This is a genomic window from Daejeonella rubra, from assembly GCF_900103545.1.
Taxonomy (GTDB): domain Bacteria; phylum Bacteroidota; class Bacteroidia; order Sphingobacteriales; family Sphingobacteriaceae; genus Daejeonella; species Daejeonella rubra.
This window is the reverse complement of record NZ_FNHH01000042.1, coordinates 1-18,441: the sequence shown is the minus strand read 5'-3', so window position 1 is coordinate 18,441 and position 18,441 is coordinate 1. Positions and strand designations below refer to the sequence as shown.

Genomic DNA, 18,441 nt, shown 5'->3' with positions numbered 1-18,441 from the left:
ATTATGTATAAATTATACTAACACTAAAAAGCTAAATCGTAAAACCTAAAACTTTTTAGTAGAATAATCTTAATAGTTGTGCAACAGCCACTTGATGAAAAAGTAAACAAAAAATCAAGAAAGAACGAAGCTTCAGCCCTCTAGGCCATACTCCCGGCCCGCCGTTCTTTCATCCAACCGCTCGGGTATTGTAGTTCATTTTCTATTTAATCTCTTATTTGAAACTCTTTTAATCCTGCTTCCAATTGAAGCACAATTTTAGGCGTCATGCCTTTTCCCCCAGCAGCAGTAAAACAAAAAGCAAAAAAGGGGCTATGTGAGGAAGGGAGGGGCATTGTTTTACCCTTCAGTAAAACGCAGCCCGTGTGTTTTGCTTTTTGTGTGCGGTTGGTTTGCGCCGGCTGCCTTGTCCAAAGGACTCATTAAGAGTGGGAAAAGATGGGCTTTTGTTTTTTTGGACCTTCAAAAGAAGGAAATGTCAGCGCTTGCGCAGCATGTGCTTTTAGCAAAAAACCACCCCCTTTAATTCCCCCGCCAGCGGTGGACACTGGGTGGCTAAAAAAATGTTCTTAACTAAAATTTTCAGTATTTAATATTAATTATTATGCGTCATGCTGTCCACCGCTGGCGGGGGGAGTGTTGGCCTGAGCGCCGGAGGGGGTGGTTTTGATTATTCCATATTTTCGCCTAATCTTTTAGGTTCCGAAAAAATGTAAACATATTACAGGATTAAATCAAATACTGTAAACTTTTTTTAGGACAATACATTCGCAAATTTGTGTCGATTTCATGAAGGTCCCTCACCTGCGGAAGGGCAGGATTCGGCCTGCCTGCCGGTAGGCAGGGATGACATTCGTTTCAGATTGATTTTTATCTTTTTTAGGCATGTTGGCTGGTTGTACAGTGAGAACTCCGGCTACAAGAGAGGTTAGAAAAAGGATATGGTTTTATAAGCTTTTTGAAAATGGATTTGATTAATATTGAACCTTATTCGGAAATAATAAATCTATGCTGATCCTTGATTAAAATATAAGTCTCATGAAATATATAGTTTACCTCCTGGTTTTTTTATCCTTTTTGTCGTGTAATAATTTGACTGAAACCCGGGAACAGTTTACCAAACAAACCCAAAAAGTATCCTGGAAAGCTGTTGATACCATCGATATCGCTGGTTTCAATTCAGATATTGAACCGGGAAAACCTACCCTGGATGTTGCAGTGTACTACCCGTCTAACTTTGATCCAGCCTTTAAAAAGGTAACGCTTGCCAGGATGATGGAGAGTATTCAGGCTGCAAAAGCGATCTATAAACCCACAGGGGTCCAGATTAATCTGCTTTGGGTAAAAACAGGAGAACTGAATCCTGATTATTTCTCGATTCAGGCCAATGAGGTCCCGGGAATACCTGAAACTGAATATGCCAATACTTATGTAAATATGAGGAGGCATCCTGCCGAACTAACCGAACGAACTAAGCAGGCTTTCACAAGTATAATTGAACCTGATAAACAAAATTCTAAAACTATTTACCTGATTGCCCTTCAGGATGTTTTTTATCCTTTTCTTGAAGTTTCGGAAGGGCGTAACTGGACAATGAAAACAGTTCGTACAGGTGGGATGTCATTTCCGGGATATTCCTATTGCAGTACGCTTCCTGATAATTTCAGAGGTATCATTACGATCACTAATCTAGCCAGACCCGATCGGTATCGCAAAACGGTGGCTCATGAGATTGGACATAAAGTGATGAATGTAGGTCATGAATTTAAAACTACGAATCCCGGGTTTGAAGTATTTGCTGAAGGAGGACTGATGTTATATGGAAAAGGAGAAGAAATTCCTTCAGGCAAAGAGGGAAGATGGCATCTTGAAAGACTTCATCTTTCACCATTTATATACCGGCTTCAGGATGGTAGAAAAGTCTGGAATCCTGAATATAAAGAGGGGGGACATTATTATGATCCTATTTATGGCAATAAGGTGATTCACTTCGAGGGTAAATCAGAAATTGATGAAAATTGGTGATTAATAGGTAAGCTTCCCTGTTTTTCGTGCCAATCAAAAATAATAGTAATTCTCTGCCTGACTACTACTGACATAAGTTTACAGGTTTCACGAAGTTCCCTCACCTGCGGAAGGGCAGGATTCGGCCTGCCTGCCGGTAGGCAGGGATGACATTCGTTTTAGATTGATTTAATCTTTTTTAGGAACCTTGGCTGGTTGTACGGTGAGAACACCAGTCACAGGAGAAACAGCTAAAAAACTAGTCTGAACCCCTGTTTCTCAGATTGTCAATTTCCGTTCTCAACCTTTTGTTAATATCAATCTTCGCACCGGTAAAAGTGTAGATCCTGGTACGGTACTCTCTGGCGTATGGGTTAGAAATAGAATCCGACAAAACGGAAGTTTTGAAATACGGTCCGCTTGTTTTTAATTCAGTTTCAATTTCTTCGTAATACTTGATCCTGATAAGATTAGAATATTGTTGTTCCAGATTGATCCAGTTAATATAATCTGCATTAAAGGAAACAGCTTTGATCCCTTTTTTGGTGTAATAATTTATTGCACCTGCTTGTCCGTAATTGTCGCATAATACCAGCGTTTTTCCCTGTTCAGGAAGAGTGGAATAGATGCTGTCTGTTTTATGAGCCAATTCTTTCCATCCCAGCATATCAGCATAATCCTGTGGTATAGCATGGTCTTTGCCATCTTCCCAGCGCAGCTGTCCTGTATCTTTATATCGCTCCGGATTTTGAATGATGTGTTCCGGACTTTTATTTGGGAAAGCGAAATTGTACATCGGAATAAAGAATAATACAGGTATTGCAACGGCCAATGGCTGCAGGTATTTTAACCGGCCTGATTTTAAGAGATCAGCCAGAAAAACTGATCCGAATGCTAAGTAAATAGGGTAGAGCCCGATTGCATAATAATCCTTTGCCTTGAGTGAGATGAAAACTAATAATGTGAAAAGGATTGACCAGAAAAAAGTTCTGTATTTTTTAAATGGAGTATAGAAAACCAAAGCATATAAAGCAGCAATAATGAGAAAAAATCCACCGATGAAAAAAAGTAACTGAGCTTTTAAAAACGACCATCTGTTCACATTCACCAATTGGGTGTCCGATAATTCTTTGAGATGCTGAATAACCGGAAACTGATTATTGTACTGCCACAAAAGATTTGGTAAGATCAACAGGAGCCCCAACAGAATTGCCTGATAAAATGATTTGTTGATTAATATTGTACGTTGTGGAGTCAATAAAATTGCAGGGAAAAGACCTGCAAGCATAAAAACGATATTGTATTTGTTAAGAAAACCAATAGCAAATACAATTGCCCCAAAATATAGCCATTTAGGTTTTTCAGTATTAAAATATTTAATTATAAAGAAATAAATAGTCGTCCAGCAAAGAACGTCAAGAGAATTGGGTTGAAACAAGGTATTTAACCTTAGGAGAGAGGAAAATAAAACTGCAGTACTGCCTAAGCTTAATGCAAAAATATTTCCCTTCAGTTGTTCTATGGTTTTCCAAACCACAAGCATCGTCAATGCCCCAAACAAGGCGGGGAAGAATTTTATCCAAAAGACCGTGCCTCCCAGAAAAAATATAAGCGTTGATATCCAGGATGTGACAGGGGGGATAGAAGTATAGCCCCATGCTAAATGATTGGCCTGATCAAGATGAAGGTATTCATCTCTTTGCAATTCATATTCGGTATTGATCAGTGAATATTGCAGAAAGAATTTTAGTGCAATAAAGCCAATCAGTACTAATGTCTTTTTTGTGCTTGAATTCATCGCCATTCCTGATTAGAGTTTTTATGCCGGCTATTGTTTCAGGAATTTAAAATATGATTTTAAATTTTAAAAATTCCGATAATCATTGAATAAAAAATCCCGTATCGTCCGGCATTAAAATACGGTTGATACGGGATTATAATATGCAGGCAGAAACCTGCTGAAATGTTTGTGTTTTATGGTGGAGTTTTCAGAAAAGTGTTAAATAAGAAATTATGCCTTTTTTACAAATTCCGATTTTAAAGCCATCGAACCAAATCCGTCGATCTTGCAGGAAATATTATGGTCGCCTTCTGAAAGATGAATGTTTTTCACTTTAGTTCCGGCTTTTATAGGTTTTGGTGATCCTTTGACAGGAAGGTCCTTTATTACCATAACTGAATCCCCATCTTTCAACTCATTGCCGTTTGAATCCAGGACTTTAATAGTATCATCTGTTTCAACAGCTGATTCTTCACTCGGTTCCCATTCATGGAAACATTGAGAACAAATCATCCTGTTTTGATCAGGATATGTAAATTCTGATTTGCATTTTGGGCAGTGCTGGTTATTACTCATAATATTTTGTGTTTGAAAACGCAAAGATAAAAAAAAACGGGACGCGGAGTTTTCGAGTATGAAAATTTGAGAACTCTAAAAGAGAAATGATAGATAATTTGTTCTTTGCAAGCGTAGCGATGCAATCTCCTGTAATAATATGATTGCATAGTCGAACCGTCCAGCCAGTAGGTTGGCTCGCAAAGACGCTAAGACGCAAAGGTTTAAAGATTATTTATTGTTATTTTATATCTTAAAATCGCGTCTTTGCGTCTTCGCGAGACCATAATAAAATACAATCATTGATGTTTTTATTAGTTGTAGCGTAAATATTGATTTATATACAAAAAATTACCCCCTCACAAAGACAATCTATAGAAAATACTGCTGAATTAGATGTTGAAATGGGTAGAACTACCGAAGGGTATTGGGAAAATAAGTGCATGATTTTGAAGTGCTTAAAGATTGATTCAAATTAAATTCTCTGATGATGAATATTCAGCATGCAAAGAACTTTTATTAATTCCCTGTGTTTTTCAAAATAAAATCTACAATTGGCATTGGGTCCTGTAAGCTATGCGGATGATGACCAACCCCCTTTTTTACGATCAGTTCAATCTCTCCGCCGGCTGCCCTGTATGTTTCCGCTAATTTATACGTGTTTTCGTCTATAGGAACAACCGTATCGGCATCACCGCAAACATTGATCAGTGGAATGTTAGCTTTAGCCAGCTTAATGCTGTTATTAATAGGAATATCCTTAAAATCTAATGCTGTTATTTCTGTCAGGCCATAAGCTTGAAGACATTTCTGCCAGTCGCTTTTTGAGCCTTCCCCTTTACCCAAACCCCCGGGCCAGCTTTTAATATCGCAAACAGGTGCGTCAGCATAGATACAAAAAACCTTATCCGTATTTTCTGATGCCCAGTTATAGGCATCCAAACCACCTCTGCTCATGCCTTCCAGAACTGTTTTCTTATTTAATCTGAAGTTTTTGATCAGAAAAATATAAAATTCATTCATTCTGTTTACTGCTACCTTATTTCCATAAAGATCAACAACATCAACATAGACCACATGAAATCCTTTGTTTAACAAGGCGATATCAGTTTGTGGTTCATGTCCCCAGAATTGGGTTCTCCATATCCAGTTTTTTGCCTTGTTTGCTTTATTTGGAAATACAATTTTAGCATCCACACCATCAAATTTAAACTCAATGATCTCAAAGCCATTCCATGTATTTGGAGCCTGAACTTTTAGAACTGAAAATTGTGCTGGTTGGTTTTGTTCGAATTTGAAGAAGAATTTCGGAATTGTATTCCCAGCTGCTGTACTGGAAGTAAGTACAGTTAGAATCAATACAAAATTAAAAGTTAAAGCGCTTAATTTTAGCATCATTGATTTTTTAATTGATTCCATTCTGTTTTTAAACTTTATGCTTAATATTTTAAGGAATAAATCGATTAAATGGAGATAAGAGCATTAAAATACAAATTATAAAGTTCCTATTCGCTATTTAAGTTTTGCAGTCGGTACGATAGGAATCTATTCAATAAGGATTCAATAAAGTCCGAATTTATGATCTTTTTTAATTTGATCACCTGTTTTTCTTCTGGCTCATGCAAGATTCATTAGCTGTTTCTGGCAGAGGGTATTTTGGGATTTTACAAATTTTGCTTAAGTCAAAATATTCCGACCAAAGAGAGCTTAACCAATTCAAGTAAACATGGTTATTCTTAAGCAATACAAGCGAATTATCGAGGCTCAACCAACCTGTTTAATATAGCAATCTCAATTATTGAGTTTTTTTAGATCTTAGAAGATAATGTGAAATTGCAAGGGCGGTGAGGATTGTTGCTAATCCTAACATTATTTTATAATCATCAATCAGGACATCAAGGGCAATGATCTTATTTGCCAGGGCAATAATTGCAATTTGAACAATTGGCAGATCGGGAATGGCCCTTGAATTTACAACAATATGCAGTGCTTTAAATAATTCATAGCCAATTACAATGATCAGAATGGATTGAAATACATCGGATATTAAATTGTTTGCATTCAAAAGCAATATTGGAGATTTAAACAGATCAATAATTAGTGTCTTGGTTAAGCCAATGGTGGCTAATATTAAACAAAAGCAGATCACTCCCATTAAATACCGTAGCAGAATATTACTTATTCTGACAAGAATTTTATCGTATTTGCTTCGTCCCTCCATTTTGAAATCGCTTATTGGAATTTATATGAAGAATATATTTCGATGCTTATTTAAATAAAAATCAAGAGTTATATTATTGAATGAATTAACAAATAATCGTAATGGTTTTCTATGATTTTCATCAGGGTGAAGGATGAATTTTATCAGCTGGTCGGTTAATAAATTGGTTTTGTATTTTTTTAAAGGAGAATCAATCGCTGTATGTGCAATTGGATGATATACAAAAAAAGGCCCCATCACCAGAGCCTTTTACAATTTTCAATTCAATCTTACTTCAAATCCTTACTCCAGGGCAATCCAGCCATCCCATTCAGATCCCACACGATCTTCCCTGCCCGAATGGTCATTTCAGCCTGAAATTTTTTAGTTCCTTCCAGCTTAAAGCCAGCTGCATCAAGGAAGCCGAATTTGCCATCAAGCACCTTGATCACAGCAATATCAGCTTCTGAACCAGGACTCAGATTACCCAGATCAGGTCGTTTAATGGCAGTTGCGGCACCCCAGCTTGCGCGCTGAATAATATCCTCCGTCTGCATGCCCATGTTCAGGTATTTCGACATCAGGTTCAGCATATCCTTCATGCCCGAATTGACACTGTTATGGTGCATATCAGTTCCGAAAGTATCGGGAGCAAGGCCTTGCTTTACAGAAGGCACAGCCTGGTTAAACCAGAAACCAACACCACCATGGCCAACATCAAATAAAATTCCTTTTTTACGGGCATCCAGCACAAATGGACGGACTTTTCCGTTCTCATCAACTACCGGCATACGTTCTGAAACATTCTCATAAGCATGGGTAATGATATCTCCGGCTTTCATGTGGTTTAACTGATCTTCGAGTGAAAATTCCGTAATATGGCATTCCACGAAAAGGGGACGGTTATTGGCATGTGCCAGCGAAGCTGCAGCATCAAATGGCTTCCAGTCCTTACCCGAATAATGACCGATCTTTACTCCGGCGATCAGATCCGGATATTTTTTGATCGTCTCATCGGCTTTCTCAATTTCCAGAGCCTTCATATCTTCCTGCTCAGCGGCAGTACCCACCATCCCCGGTGCAAAAGCATTCAGAAAAGCAAGCACCCTTGTGCGTGAACGGTCGATGATCTGTTCCTTAAATAGGGGAAAGGTTTTATAACCCGATGTTCCGGCGTCAACAACCGTAGTAATCCCGGCACGAAAAGTAAAATCATCCGGTTTTACGCTGGATGAGCCATGCCCGAAACCCGGATTCGGTCCGGTGAAAACATGCGTATGTATATCGATCAAACCCGGACTAACATACATTCCGCTCACATCTACTACCTTTTTAGCATCTGTTACAGGTATGTTCGGAGCAACTTTCAGGATCTTACCCTTACTAAGGGCCACATCCATTTTCGAACTGATCTTATTTTTAGCGTCAATTACATGCCCGCCTTTCAGTAAAATGTCTATTTCCTGCGCAGCAACAAACTGGGCGGAAACAGACAGGCAGATCGCGAATAATACGGATCTGCCTGTTTGTTTGAAATGATTCATGTTCATTATTATTTTGCTAATGGAGCACTTAATGCATTCAGATCCCACACAACCCGGCCTTTACGCAAAGTTAGCTCAGCCTCCAATTTTTGTTTGCCTCTGATAGCCATTCCGCTTGCATCTATGTATCCGAAATCCCCTTCTCTTAAATTAAATACTGCAATATCCGCTTCAGAACCTACACTCAGGTTACCGAGTTCTGTACGTTGAATGACCTTTGCAGGATTCCAGGTTGATGCTGCAATAACATCAGCCAATGGCATACCAAGGGTAAGGAATTTAGAAGCCAGATTGGCCATGTCTTTGAAACCTGCATTCATACTTCCTGTATGCAGGTCAGAACTTAATACATCCGGGGCAAATCCCTGTTCCATTGCTGGCACAGCCTGACTCCAGTTAAAACTTCCGCCACCATGACCAACGTCGAAAATAAGTCCCTTTTTACGTGCTACCCAAACAAAATCCTTTACTTTCTTGGTCTTTACATCTACTATAGCCTGCTTATGTTCCAGCATTTTACCATTTCTGTCATATTCCTGATCATAGCGATAGGCATGGGTTAAAATATCACCTGGACGAAGATGCTTTAATAACAAGTCTTCAAGCGGCAGGGGAGGAAGGGCTTTTCCGAAATCGACCATTACCGGAATGCCGGCAATTCTGCCTGCCTCAACTGCTTTATCTGTTGGATCCCAATCGTGTCCGATATAATGTGCCAGTTTGAAACCAACCACGATATCTTTATGTTTCATGGCTATAGCGGCACTTAATTTAGCGTCCATATCTGTTTCATCTTGCTCATAGGCTTCAATTCCGCGCATTCCATTACCTACGATATTCATAAATGCAAGCACTCTGGTTTTGGCAGGTTCTACGATATTCTTTCTGAAAACATCAATATTTCTCCATCCGGCGCCACCGGCATCCACAACGGTAGTTACCCCTGATCTGAAGGTAAAACCATCAGGTGGAAGGGCATCAAGTCCGTTACTCAGATAATTATCTGGCTCTGTTCCATGGAATACGTGTCCGTGAATATCGATCATTCCCGGAGTAACATATAAACCTGTTACATTCACTGTCTTTTTAGCGCTGCTCGCCGGAATATCTGCGGCTACACGGTATACTTTACCGTCTTTAACCGCAACATCCATTTTAGAGTTGATCTTGTTTTTTGCATCGATCACATGTCCGCCTTTTAGCAGCAGGTCGATCTCCTGGGCAGATGAAGCAGATGGGCTGAATAAAACAGCCATCATCATTACAAGACTAAAGCTGATTGAGGACAGTCCTCTTTTAGAATTAAATTGGGTACTCATTGTTTATTTTTATTTGTTCTTTAAATGCTATTATTTGGTAATGGCCTGAGGTGAATCCCAAATTGCACCGCTAACTCCGTTCAGATCCCAAACGATCTTACCAGCACGGATAGTTAATTCAGCATCCAGTTTTTGAGTTCCTTTAAGGGTGTTTCTGCGAACATCTGTAAATCCAAATTCTCCTTTTTTAAGGCTGAAAACAGCAACGTCAGCATCTGAGCCGATACTTAAATTACCAAGATCAGGACGGCTGATCACGTTCGCAGGACTAAGAGTAGATTTTTCGATCACTTCTTCCAGGGTCAGACCGATATTCAGGAATTTAGACATCACATTGGCCATGTCCTTCATTCCGCCATTCATACTGTCTGAGTGCAGGTCGGTGCTGATCACATTGGGTTTGAATCCTTGTTTGATAGCAGGAATAGCCTGGCGCCAGAAGAATGCACCACCTCCATGTCCTACATCAAATATAATTCCTCTTTTCTGAGCTTCAAAAACGAATGGTTTTACAATTCCATTATCATCTGCAATGGTTTCACGATCATTCGGGCCATAGGCAAAAGTATGTGTGAAGATATCGCCAGGGCGCATATGCTCAAGGAACAGAGATTTAATGGAATTGGTAGGCTGATGCTCGCCGAAATCGACCATAACCGGAACATTAGCAAGTTTTCCAGCTTCAATCGCTTTATCTACCTGAGTGAAATCTCCCCAGTAATGCGCAGCTTTTATACCGACTATTATTTTCGGGAATAGTTTTTTGATCATATAGGCAGTCATTTCAGGGTTGAAATCTGCTTTATCCTGCTCTTCAAACCGGCCGTACATTCCTGTTCCGGTGATGTTCAATAAAGCAAGAATACGGGTTTGTGAACGGTCGATACTTTGTTCTTTAAACTGACGGAAATTTCTCCATCCGGAAGAGCCTGCATCCACCACAGTGGTTACACCGGCTCTGAATGTAAAGGCATCAGCCGGAACTGCAGTTTGCCCATTTGCAATATAAGAACCGGGGTCATTTCCCTGAAATACGTGTGCGTGCATATCAATGATTCCAGGAGTAACATATAAACCGCTGACATCAACTGTTTTTTTAGCGGTATTCGCTGGGATATTTGTGGCAACTTTCACAATTTTACCAGCTGCAATGCCGACATCCATTTTGGTATTGATCTTATTTTTCGGGTCAATAACATGCCCGCCTTTTAACAGCAGATCTAATTCCTGTGCACTTACAGTCAGGCTGCCAAGAAGTAAAATAAAACTCAGAAGAGTTAAGAGGGAGTAACCCTTTTTGGTGATTTTCATTAATTATGTGATTTGTAAATTATTCTCCAATATAATGCAAGATTTTTAAGCAAAAGAATGAAAAATGGGATTTGTTTCATCAAATTCCTTGAAAAGGGGCTTAACGACTAATTATATCAATGAATTCAATTTTATAACAAGTTTATTACATTTATATGCTGGAAGGAAATGACCTGCATCAGCAATGTTATACAGGTTTTAAGTGTAATTTTCATTTTTAAAATTTAATAAAAACTAAAGCAAAACAATGAATAAAATACTAATAGGCTGGCTGATACTAATCTCGATTTCTATGAATGCTAAAAGCCAGGGCATAGGCCTGGCTGAAGGTGTTATTTCATCTCAGGATCTGTTCAATACTTCCATGAACAGCTCGGTATTTTGCTATCGTATTCCATCCTTGTTAAAAGCGCCAAATGGTGATCTGATCGCGGCTATTGATGAGCGAAATTTATCATGCGATGATCTTAGAACCCATAAAAATATCAATATCGTGATACGGAAAAGCTCTGATAACGGAAATTCCTGGTCGGCAATACGGACCATTATCGACTTTCCTGCCGGGATATCGGCATCTGATCCTTCCATGATCTCTGATGCTCAAACAGGTACAATTTTCTTGTTCTATAACTATATGGACCTGAATAAGGAAAAGGATATCTATTACATTCACGTAGTTAAAAGCAGTGATAATGGAGAAACCTGGTCGAAACCTGAAGATATAACTGCTCAGATCAGTAAATCTGAATGGAAGAAGGATTTTAAATTTGTCACTTCCGGAAAGGGTACACAAACGGCTTCCGGTAAATTGCTGCATACATTGGTTAATTTAAACAGCGGACTCTATATTTTCGGATCTGATGATCATGGAAAAACCTGGTTTTTTAAAGATACCCCGATCATGCCTGCTGATGAGTCAAAGATCATTGAATTGAATGATGGGAGCTGGATGGTCAATTCGCGGGTAAACAAATTAGGCATGCGGGTTGTTCATATATCAAAGGATGAAGGAAAAAGCTGGGTCAGTAGAAATGAACCATCTCTGATAGATCCTGCTTGCAATGGAGCTATTATACGTTATAGATCAAAAAAATATGGAAATCTATTACTTTTCTCAAATCCTGATTCAAAAGATGCTCGTAAAAACCTCACTGTTAAAGTAAGTGATGATGAGGGCAAGACCTGGAAAACAGGCAAAACGATCTATGCGGGAGCATCGGCCTATTCAGATATGGTTGTGTTAGAGAACGGTGAAATTGGCCTGCTCTTTGAAAAGGAAGAATATAAGGAGAATGTATTTGTCCGGTTTTCTATGGATTGGCTGATTGGAAAATAGACCTTTCTTTTTTAAAAGCCTGTTTTGTTACTGATTTGTTTTGGTCGTTTACGTTAATCGCGTTAAAAACTATCTTTATTGTTACTTTCCATTATTCTTCTTTTTTTTTAATTTAGATTTAAATCAAAACTATAAGTTATGGCCATTTATAAACTTCAGGTTAACGGAAAAACCCTCCAGGCTGATGTTGAAGCAGATACCCCTTTGTTATGGGTTTTGCGAGATCATCTGGGACTGGTTGGAACCAAATATGGTTGCGGAATAGCACAATGCGGATCTTGTACTGTTCACGTGAACGGTTCAGCAACACGCTCATGTGTTTATCCTGTTTCAGCAGTTGGAACTTCACAGGTTATTACCATTGAAGGTTTGTCTGAAAAGGGAGATCATCCACTTCAAAAAGCATGGGATGAGATCGACGTGGCACAATGTGGCTATTGCCAGGCAGGTCAGATCATGACTGCTGCGGCATTACTTAAGCAAAATCCAAAGCCAAGTATGGATGAGATCGAAGTGACCATGAACGGCAATATTTGTCGTTGTGGTGCTTATCACCGTATCCGGGAAGCAGTTAAACTGGCTAGTACTAAAATTTGATCCTTATGAAAAGTACAACTACAAACAGCAGGCGTGATTTTTTAAAAATGAGCGCAATAACCGGGGGTGGCCTGGTACTGGGATTCAATTGGTTCAGCGCTGAAGCAAGTGCTCCAGTTGTTTTCAGCAGTGTAGCTGCCGGTGATATCGGCTTTAACAGTTACCTGTCTATCGCAACGGATGGTACTATCACCATTATGTCTCCGAATCCTGAATTGGGACAAAATATCATTACCTCATTTCCGATGGTTGTAGCTGAAGAGCTGGAAGCCGATTGGAAAAAAGTAAAGGTATTGCAAGCTAATCTCGACAATAAGTTTGACCGCCAGCTTACCGGTGGTAGTGGTGCGGTACCGCATTCATGGAAATTATTAAGAAATGCAGGTGCAACTGCTAAATTCATGTTAATTGAAGCTGCAGCTAAAAAATGGGCTGTTCCTGCTTCTGAATGTACCGCAGCAAATAGCTTTGTTATTCATAGCCGTACCGGCAAAAAATTAGGTTACGGAGAGCTTGCTGAAGCAGCTTCAAAGATCCCTGTTCCTGCAACTGTGAAGTTGAAAGACCGTAAGGACTTTAAACTGATAGGTAAATCTGTTAGGAATGTAGAGAATCATAAAATAGTGACCGGTCAGCCATTGTTTGGTCTGGACTTTTACCGTGAAGGGATGGTCTTTGCAATGATTCAGCGTCCGGAGCAATTCGGAATGAAACTAAAATCGTTCGATGGTTCTATTGCTAAATCAATGCCGGGTATCATCGATGTAGTTTCCTTCAAAAACAATGTAGCCGTTGTTGGTAAATCAACCTGGCAGGTGCTTAAGGCAAGGAAAATGGTGAAGATCGAATATGAAAAAGAATTCGCTCTGGAGAGTACTGAGGATCATGATAAATTGTTCCTGAACCTTATGGATAATGGTCAGGCGACAGTCAGACGTAAAGATGGTGATGTTGATGCTGCATTTAAAAATGCTGCCAAAGTAGTAAAAGGCGAGTATCAGTGTCCATTCATTTCTCATAGCCCGATGGAGCCTATGAATTTTTTCGCTCATGTTCGTCCGGATGGTGTTGAACTTGTTGGCCCGACACAAACCCCGGGCAGAGCACGAACAGAGGTCTCTAAACTATTGAATATTCCTGAAGATAAGATCACCCTGCAGCTTACCCGTTTAGGCGGTGGCTTTGGCAGAAGATTGTATAACGATTTTACTGTTGAAGCAGCTGAATTATCAAGCATTATCAAAGCTCCGGTAAAATTGATCTGGACCAAGGAGGATGATATGACTGCCGGTACGTATCGTCCTGCGGTGCGTTATCGTTTTGAGGCTGCATTGGATGCATCGGGTAACCTAACGGGATATAAATTAAGAGGAGTGGGTATCAATTCAGGCAATCCTACCAGGGAGAATAATTTTCCTTCAGGCGCGGTTGAAAATCTGTTGATTGATTCAGTAGAACATAAATCACCGATAACTACCGGCGCATGGCGTGCACCGATCACCAATTTCCTTGCCTTTGCAGAGCAAGCCTTTATTGATGAAGTAGCTCAGGCAGCAGGTAAGGATCCGGTTCAATTCAGGCTTGACCTTCTTGCAAAAGCTAAGAAATCACCTGTTGGAGATATTCGTTATGATATCAGCAGAATGGAAGGCGTCATCAAAATGGCCGCCGAAAAATCAGGCTGGGGCAAGAAAAAAGATGTTTCACAAGGGTTTTCTGTTTATTTCTCCCATGCATCTTATGTAGCACAGGTTGCTGATGTGGTGATGAGAGCAGGCTTACCGGTTGTTAAAAAGATCTATGCGGTATCTGATTGCGGACAGGTAGTAAGTCTCAATGGAGCCAGCCATCAGGTAATGGGTGGAATAGTCGATGGACTAGGGCATGCAATGTACAGCAAGCTAAGTTTCAGAGATGGTGCTGCTGATCAGAACAACTACAATACTTACCGCCTGATCAGAATGAAGGAAGTGCCGGAAATTGAGACTCATTTTGTGGATAATGGTATAGATCCTACCGGATTGGGTGAACCCGCACTTCCGCCAACAGGTGGTGCAGTGGCAAATGCCATTTTCAAGGCGACAGGGAAGCGTGTCAGGAATCAGCCTTTTATTGAAGAAGACGTTTTTAAGACGATTTCATAAATTAAAAATCTAAATTTTAAAGCCGGCAGCTCAATTCTGCCGGCTTTTTTTGTTTAGCCTGAATTTATCACATGGTAGTGTCAATTTTCATATTCAGGCTTCCTGTAGAAACCGATGTTTGCTATTTTGCAGGTCATTTAAATAACAAATATTTAACGCTATGAAATGTCCTACTTGTCAGACTACTTTACTGATCGCAGATAAAAAAGGAGTTGAAATTGATTATTGCCCGGATTGCCGTGGTATTTGGTTAGATCGGGGTGAGCTTGAAAAGATCCTTGAACGTTCAGCCGATCATTTATCAAACAGAAGTAATTACGAGTCCGATTACAAGAAATACGAGTATAAAGAACAAAGCAGCGACCATAACAAAAATCATCCGCATAAGAAACGAAAGTCCTTTCTTGATGATATCTTCGACTTTTAAGATTATAGGTCGCTTGTCTTGCCAGTATTTGCAATATTCGTGATCATGCCTTTAAAAATGAAGGCATGAAAAGGAAGTACTGAATACCAATATAAGCGACCTAATAAACCCAATGGCCTGAATGTGGCAGTTTGATGGAGTACATTATTCTCATCAAGTTTGAATTCCAGCCATGCCTCTCCGGGTAATTTCATCTCAGCGTAAAGCAGCAGTCTTTTTTCTTTTTTATTAGCATAAATGACCCTCTAGAAGTCGATGACCTTTCCTGCCTGAATTTCATTTAGGTTCGTACGTCCTCTTTTTAAACCTACACCTCCAAAGATCTTGTCCAGAAATCCGCGTATTGACCAAAGCCAGTCGGCATAATACCAGCCGGTATTACCGCCTATGGCCCATATGTTATTGAGTACTCTTTCCGGATCTGAGATCTTCAGGGTTCTCTCATCGGTAAAACAGCCATCCTGCGGAACCTCAATAAGTTTAGAGAAACCGGATTGATAAGCATTGCTCTCAAGAGCATCGCGCCAGCTTGAGAGCACCTGATTCTGTTCTATTTTTCCAAAGGCCAGTTTGATCGCTTCATCGTATTCAATTAGGTCGATATTTAACTGCTTATGCAGATCATTCGGCACTCCGATCACCTCCACCTTCATACTTTCAACCAGGTTTCTGGCTAAGGCATAGGATACAGATGTTACAAAATACAACCAGTAGGAGGAGAGCTTTGGCGTCATTACAGGGACTATTATTATCGTCCGTTTTAAACCCCTGACTTTTGCAAAGCGAAGCAGCATTTCCTTGTAGGAGAGGGTTTCGGGACCTGAAATGTCGTAGCTTTTGTTAAAGGTGAAGTCCTTAAGCAGAACGCCATAAAGAAAATCAATGACATTGCTTATGGCGATCGGCTGGCATTTTGTTTTGAGCCATTTGGGGGTGATCAGTACCGGTAGTTTTTCAATCAGATCGCGGATGATCTCGAAACTTGCGCTTCCTGATCCTACAATGATGCCAGCTCTTAAGGTGGTCAGAGGGAAATTTGCACTTGTAAGTATTTTCTCGACGTTTTTTCTGGATATCAGATGCTTGGATAGATCCTTGTCATTGATGATGCCGCTTAAATAGATCACCTGCCGGGCCTTTGTTTGTTCGATTCGTTTTGTGAAATTCTCAGCTACCTGCTGCTCCATACTGCTGAAGTCGCCCTTGGTTGACGACATAGAATGCATCAGATAATAAGCAGCATCAATATCCTCAGGTATTTCTTTAAGAGTTTCGGGCTTTAAAAAATCGACTTCTATTACCTTTATATTAAACCCGGAATATTTTTCAATATCAAAACGGTATTTGTCGCGAATGCAGCAAATGACCTCATGGCCGCCCTCAAGCAAAACGGGCAGGAGACGTTGAGCAATATATCCGCTTGCACCGGTAAGAAGTATTTTCATCAGGCTTTACTTTGCTGTCAATTTACTGTTTAATTAGTTATTGATTTGTCATTTAATTTCAGTTTTAGGCACGCTACAGGAAGGTCGAATTAATCAAATCAGGGGTGATTAACTCATATTCTTTAGAAATAGTAAAACCTATTATTAAAATCGTACTTTTGCAAAATTATTTTCCTGAAGGTCTGCTTCTTTATCTGCAATCTTTCACTGATGATATAAAAAAAGAAGCATGAGAAAAATTGTTGATTACAGAAAAATATTAGGTGTTGATAAGAACGCTGAATTACAGGAATTGAAAACGGTTTATCGTAGTCTGATGAAGAACTGGCATCCCGATAAATTCACTGAATCAGAAGAAAGTAAATTAGAAGCTGAAGAAAAAAGCAAAACCATCATCGAAGCCTATCATTTTTTGGTGAGTATTGCTTCTGAAACCCGGTTGCAGACATTGGAAGATTATAAACTTACTACCACTACTTCCGGAATTGCAGATTTTGAATTCAAAAACCAAATCCTGACAGTAAGTTTTGCAGATGGCAGTATTTACGAATATTTCGATGTTCCTAAGGCTGTTTACGTTAAACTGATCAATGCTGATTCACCTGGTAGATTTGCCAGAAGACATATTTACAATAACTATATCTACAGAAGTACCAGTAAATTGGTTGCAACTGCTTAATTTGAGTATATATTTTAAGAATCTGCTACACTGATCTGCCATTGAATTGAATGGCAGTTTTTAGCATGATTTTTGAGATGTATTCTTAAATTAAATGCATGAATAATTTAAAAATTCATTCCCGGTTTATTATTCTGACAGTGCTGACACTGTTCGTTATTTCTGTTACTGCACAAACACGTGATCAGAAAAAGAAATCAGAAATTAAGCGTTTGATTGAAAGCAGAAATTTTGTTTTTAGTCCGCAATCTGTCACGCCTCTTTCTGGCAGTACTTTCCAATTAACTTCCGAATATTTTCTTGAAGTGAATAAGGATTCCCTTGATAGTCATTTACCTTATTTCGGAGTGGCCTTTAATGCACGTTTTGGCAGTACGGATAGTCCGCTGACCTTTACATCTACAGATTTCGATTATTCAATAAAGGAATCTAAGAAGGGCGGATTTGAAATTACCATTAGTATCAATAAACCTGACGATCCGGATCTGATCCTGCTTTCAGTTTCAAGTGGAGGATACGCTACTTTACGCGTTAATAGTATGAACAGACAATCTATTTCATTTTATGGGGAAATTGAGGCGCCGATACCTCCGAAGAAAAAATGAGACAGCTATGTTCGTACATTTTATTTTAAATTAATTCAATAGGAGTAATGGTTGATGAATTAATGGTACGGAAGCTTGCTCTTTCATTTCCTGATACCAGCGAGTCAACCCATTTCGATAAGTTATCTTTCAAAGTAAGAAAGAAAATATTTATGACCCTGGATCTGAAAAATAATTTGGCCTGCATCAGGTTATCGCCGATCGATCAGGATGTTTTTTCAGCATTTGACAAGAGGATTATTTATGCTGTTGCTAATAAGTGGGGACTTCATGGCTGGACCATAGTTGATTTGAGCATGGTGAGAGAGGATTTATTTACTGATATGCTGAGCTGCGGATATAGTACAGTTGCTTCAGGGAAAATTACTGATCAATAGGTGTCAGATCTGGAAATCGGATATAACAAAAAAGAGGCTGTCTCAAAAGGACAGCCTCTTTTTTATGGAATAAATATACAAGTTAATTTGCATAATATATTGATAATCAGTATATTGA

General features: G+C 39.4%; 15 protein-coding genes and 1 pseudogene. 8 read left to right on the top strand and 8 right to left on the bottom strand.

Features of this window, described 5'->3' with window-relative positions:
* Window positions 1–1,038 precede the first annotated feature (1,038 nt).
* Entirely contained in the window at window positions 1,039–2,025 is a 987-nt protein-coding gene (locus BLR27_RS17610) for an ImmA/IrrE family metallo-endopeptidase (protein WP_143007781.1), read from the top strand.
* A gap of 238 nt (window positions 2,026–2,263) precedes the next feature.
* Here BLR27_RS17610 and BLR27_RS17605 read toward each other — a convergent pair whose 3' ends face one another.
* From BLR27_RS17605 to BLR27_RS17570, 7 genes are all read right to left on the bottom strand, one after another.
* Entirely contained in the window at window positions 2,264–3,802 is a 1,539-nt protein-coding gene (locus tag BLR27_RS17605) for an ArnT family glycosyltransferase (protein ID WP_176767745.1), read from the bottom strand.
* A gap of 213 nt (window positions 3,803–4,015) precedes the next feature.
* Window positions 4,016–4,360, bottom strand: a complete 345-nt coding sequence (locus tag BLR27_RS17600) for a zinc ribbon domain-containing protein YjdM (protein WP_090707096.1) — start codon at window positions 4,358–4,360, stop codon at window positions 4,016–4,018.
* Window positions 4,361–4,858: 498 nt separating this feature from the next.
* Entirely contained in the window at window positions 4,859–5,758 is a 900-nt protein-coding gene (locus BLR27_RS17595; protein WP_090707095.1) for an alpha/beta hydrolase family protein, read from the bottom strand.
* 376 nt (window positions 5,759–6,134) lie between these two features.
* On the bottom strand, window positions 6,135–6,560 hold the full coding sequence (locus tag BLR27_RS17590; protein WP_090707093.1) for a phosphate-starvation-inducible PsiE family protein: 426 nt from the start codon (window positions 6,558–6,560) through the stop codon (window positions 6,135–6,137).
* 269 nt (window positions 6,561–6,829) lie between these two features.
* Window positions 6,830–8,083 carry an amidohydrolase/deacetylase family metallohydrolase gene (locus BLR27_RS17580; protein WP_090707103.1) on the bottom strand — a complete coding sequence of 418 codons (1,254 nt, stop codon included), beginning with the start codon at window positions 8,081–8,083 and terminating at the stop codon, window positions 6,830–6,832.
* Between the two features lie 8 nt (window positions 8,084–8,091).
* Window positions 8,092–9,402: an amidohydrolase/deacetylase family metallohydrolase gene (locus tag BLR27_RS17575; protein WP_176767744.1), complete on the bottom strand. Its 1,311-nt coding sequence runs from the start codon at window positions 9,400–9,402 to the stop codon at window positions 8,092–8,094.
* Between the two features lie 30 nt (window positions 9,403–9,432).
* Entirely contained in the window at window positions 9,433–10,713 is a 1,281-nt protein-coding gene (locus BLR27_RS17570; RefSeq protein WP_090707090.1) for an amidohydrolase/deacetylase family metallohydrolase, read from the bottom strand.
* 247 nt (window positions 10,714–10,960) lie between these two features.
* On the opposite strand from BLR27_RS17570, the gene BLR27_RS17565 reads away from it, so the two are divergent.
* From BLR27_RS17565 to BLR27_RS17550, 4 genes are all read left to right on the top strand, one after another.
* On the top strand, window positions 10,961–12,049 hold the full coding sequence (locus BLR27_RS17565) for a sialidase family protein (RefSeq protein ID WP_090707089.1): 1,089 nt from the start codon (window positions 10,961–10,963) through the stop codon (window positions 12,047–12,049).
* 138 nt (window positions 12,050–12,187) lie between these two features.
* Window positions 12,188–12,646, top strand: coding sequence for a (2Fe-2S)-binding protein (locus BLR27_RS17560; RefSeq protein WP_090707087.1), 459 nt, complete (start codon window positions 12,188–12,190; stop codon window positions 12,644–12,646).
* A 5-nt stretch (window positions 12,647–12,651) separates the two neighbouring features.
* A complete protein-coding gene (locus BLR27_RS17555) occupies window positions 12,652–14,790 on the top strand; it encodes a xanthine dehydrogenase family protein molybdopterin-binding subunit (RefSeq protein WP_090707085.1) in 2,139 nt (712 codons plus the stop codon).
* Between the two features lie 160 nt (window positions 14,791–14,950).
* Complete coding sequence (locus tag BLR27_RS17550; RefSeq protein WP_090707084.1) at window positions 14,951–15,217, top strand: TFIIB-type zinc ribbon-containing protein; 267 nt, start codon at window positions 14,951–14,953, stop codon at window positions 15,215–15,217.
* Between the two features lie 2 nt (window positions 15,218–15,219).
* On the opposite strand, the pseudogene BLR27_RS17545 reads toward BLR27_RS17550, so the two are convergent.
* Window positions 15,220–16,662: pseudogene (locus tag BLR27_RS17545) on the bottom strand (SDR family oxidoreductase).
* A 229-nt stretch (window positions 16,663–16,891) separates the two neighbouring features.
* Between BLR27_RS17545 and BLR27_RS17540 the strand changes: the two are divergent.
* From BLR27_RS17540 to BLR27_RS17530, 3 genes are all read left to right on the top strand, one after another.
* Entirely contained in the window at window positions 16,892–17,341 is a 450-nt protein-coding gene (locus BLR27_RS17540; protein ID WP_090707082.1) for a KTSC domain-containing protein, read from the top strand.
* Between the two features lie 98 nt (window positions 17,342–17,439).
* The gene (locus BLR27_RS17535) at window positions 17,440–17,946 is read left to right on the top strand and encodes a DUF4251 domain-containing protein (RefSeq protein ID WP_090707080.1); all 507 of its coding nucleotides are present in this window, start codon (window positions 17,440–17,442) and stop codon (window positions 17,944–17,946) included.
* 47 nt (window positions 17,947–17,993) lie between these two features.
* Window positions 17,994–18,323 carry an MmcQ/YjbR family DNA-binding protein gene (locus BLR27_RS17530; protein WP_090707079.1) on the top strand — a complete coding sequence of 110 codons (330 nt, stop codon included), beginning with the start codon at window positions 17,994–17,996 and terminating at the stop codon, window positions 18,321–18,323.
* Window positions 18,324–18,441: the final 118 nt, after the last annotated feature.

Excerpts from the sequence above, each read along its gene's own strand:
- BLR27_RS17610 (WP_143007781.1), top strand. The coding sequence starts at position 1,039 with ATGAAATATATAGTTTACCTCCTGGTTTTTTTATCCTTTTTGTCGTGT.
- BLR27_RS17605 (WP_176767745.1), bottom strand. The coding sequence starts at position 3,802 with ATGAATTCAAGCACAAAAAAGACATTAGTACTGATTGGCTTTATTGCA.
- BLR27_RS17600 (WP_090707096.1), bottom strand. The coding sequence starts at position 4,360 with ATGAGTAATAACCAGCACTGCCCAAAATGCAAATCAGAATTTACATAT.
- BLR27_RS17595 (WP_090707095.1), bottom strand. The coding sequence starts at position 5,758 with ATGGAATCAATTAAAAAATCAATGATGCTAAAATTAAGCGCTTTAACT.
- BLR27_RS17590 (WP_090707093.1), bottom strand. The coding sequence starts at position 6,560 with ATGGAGGGACGAAGCAAATACGATAAAATTCTTGTCAGAATAAGTAAT.
- BLR27_RS17580 (WP_090707103.1), bottom strand. The coding sequence starts at position 8,083 with ATGAATCATTTCAAACAAACAGGCAGATCCGTATTATTCGCGATCTGC.
- BLR27_RS17575 (WP_176767744.1), bottom strand. The coding sequence starts at position 9,402 with ATGAGTACCCAATTTAATTCTAAAAGAGGACTGTCCTCAATCAGCTTT.
- BLR27_RS17570 (WP_090707090.1), bottom strand. The coding sequence starts at position 10,713 with ATGAAAATCACCAAAAAGGGTTACTCCCTCTTAACTCTTCTGAGTTTT.
- BLR27_RS17565 (WP_090707089.1), top strand. The coding sequence starts at position 10,961 with ATGAATAAAATACTAATAGGCTGGCTGATACTAATCTCGATTTCTATG.
- BLR27_RS17560 (WP_090707087.1), top strand. The coding sequence starts at position 12,188 with ATGGCCATTTATAAACTTCAGGTTAACGGAAAAACCCTCCAGGCTGAT.
- BLR27_RS17555 (WP_090707085.1), top strand. The coding sequence starts at position 12,652 with ATGAAAAGTACAACTACAAACAGCAGGCGTGATTTTTTAAAAATGAGC.
- BLR27_RS17550 (WP_090707084.1), top strand. The coding sequence starts at position 14,951 with ATGAAATGTCCTACTTGTCAGACTACTTTACTGATCGCAGATAAAAAA.
- BLR27_RS17540 (WP_090707082.1), top strand. The coding sequence starts at position 16,892 with ATGAGAAAAATTGTTGATTACAGAAAAATATTAGGTGTTGATAAGAAC.
- BLR27_RS17535 (WP_090707080.1), top strand. The coding sequence starts at position 17,440 with ATGAATAATTTAAAAATTCATTCCCGGTTTATTATTCTGACAGTGCTG.
- BLR27_RS17530 (WP_090707079.1), top strand. The coding sequence starts at position 17,994 with ATGGTTGATGAATTAATGGTACGGAAGCTTGCTCTTTCATTTCCTGAT.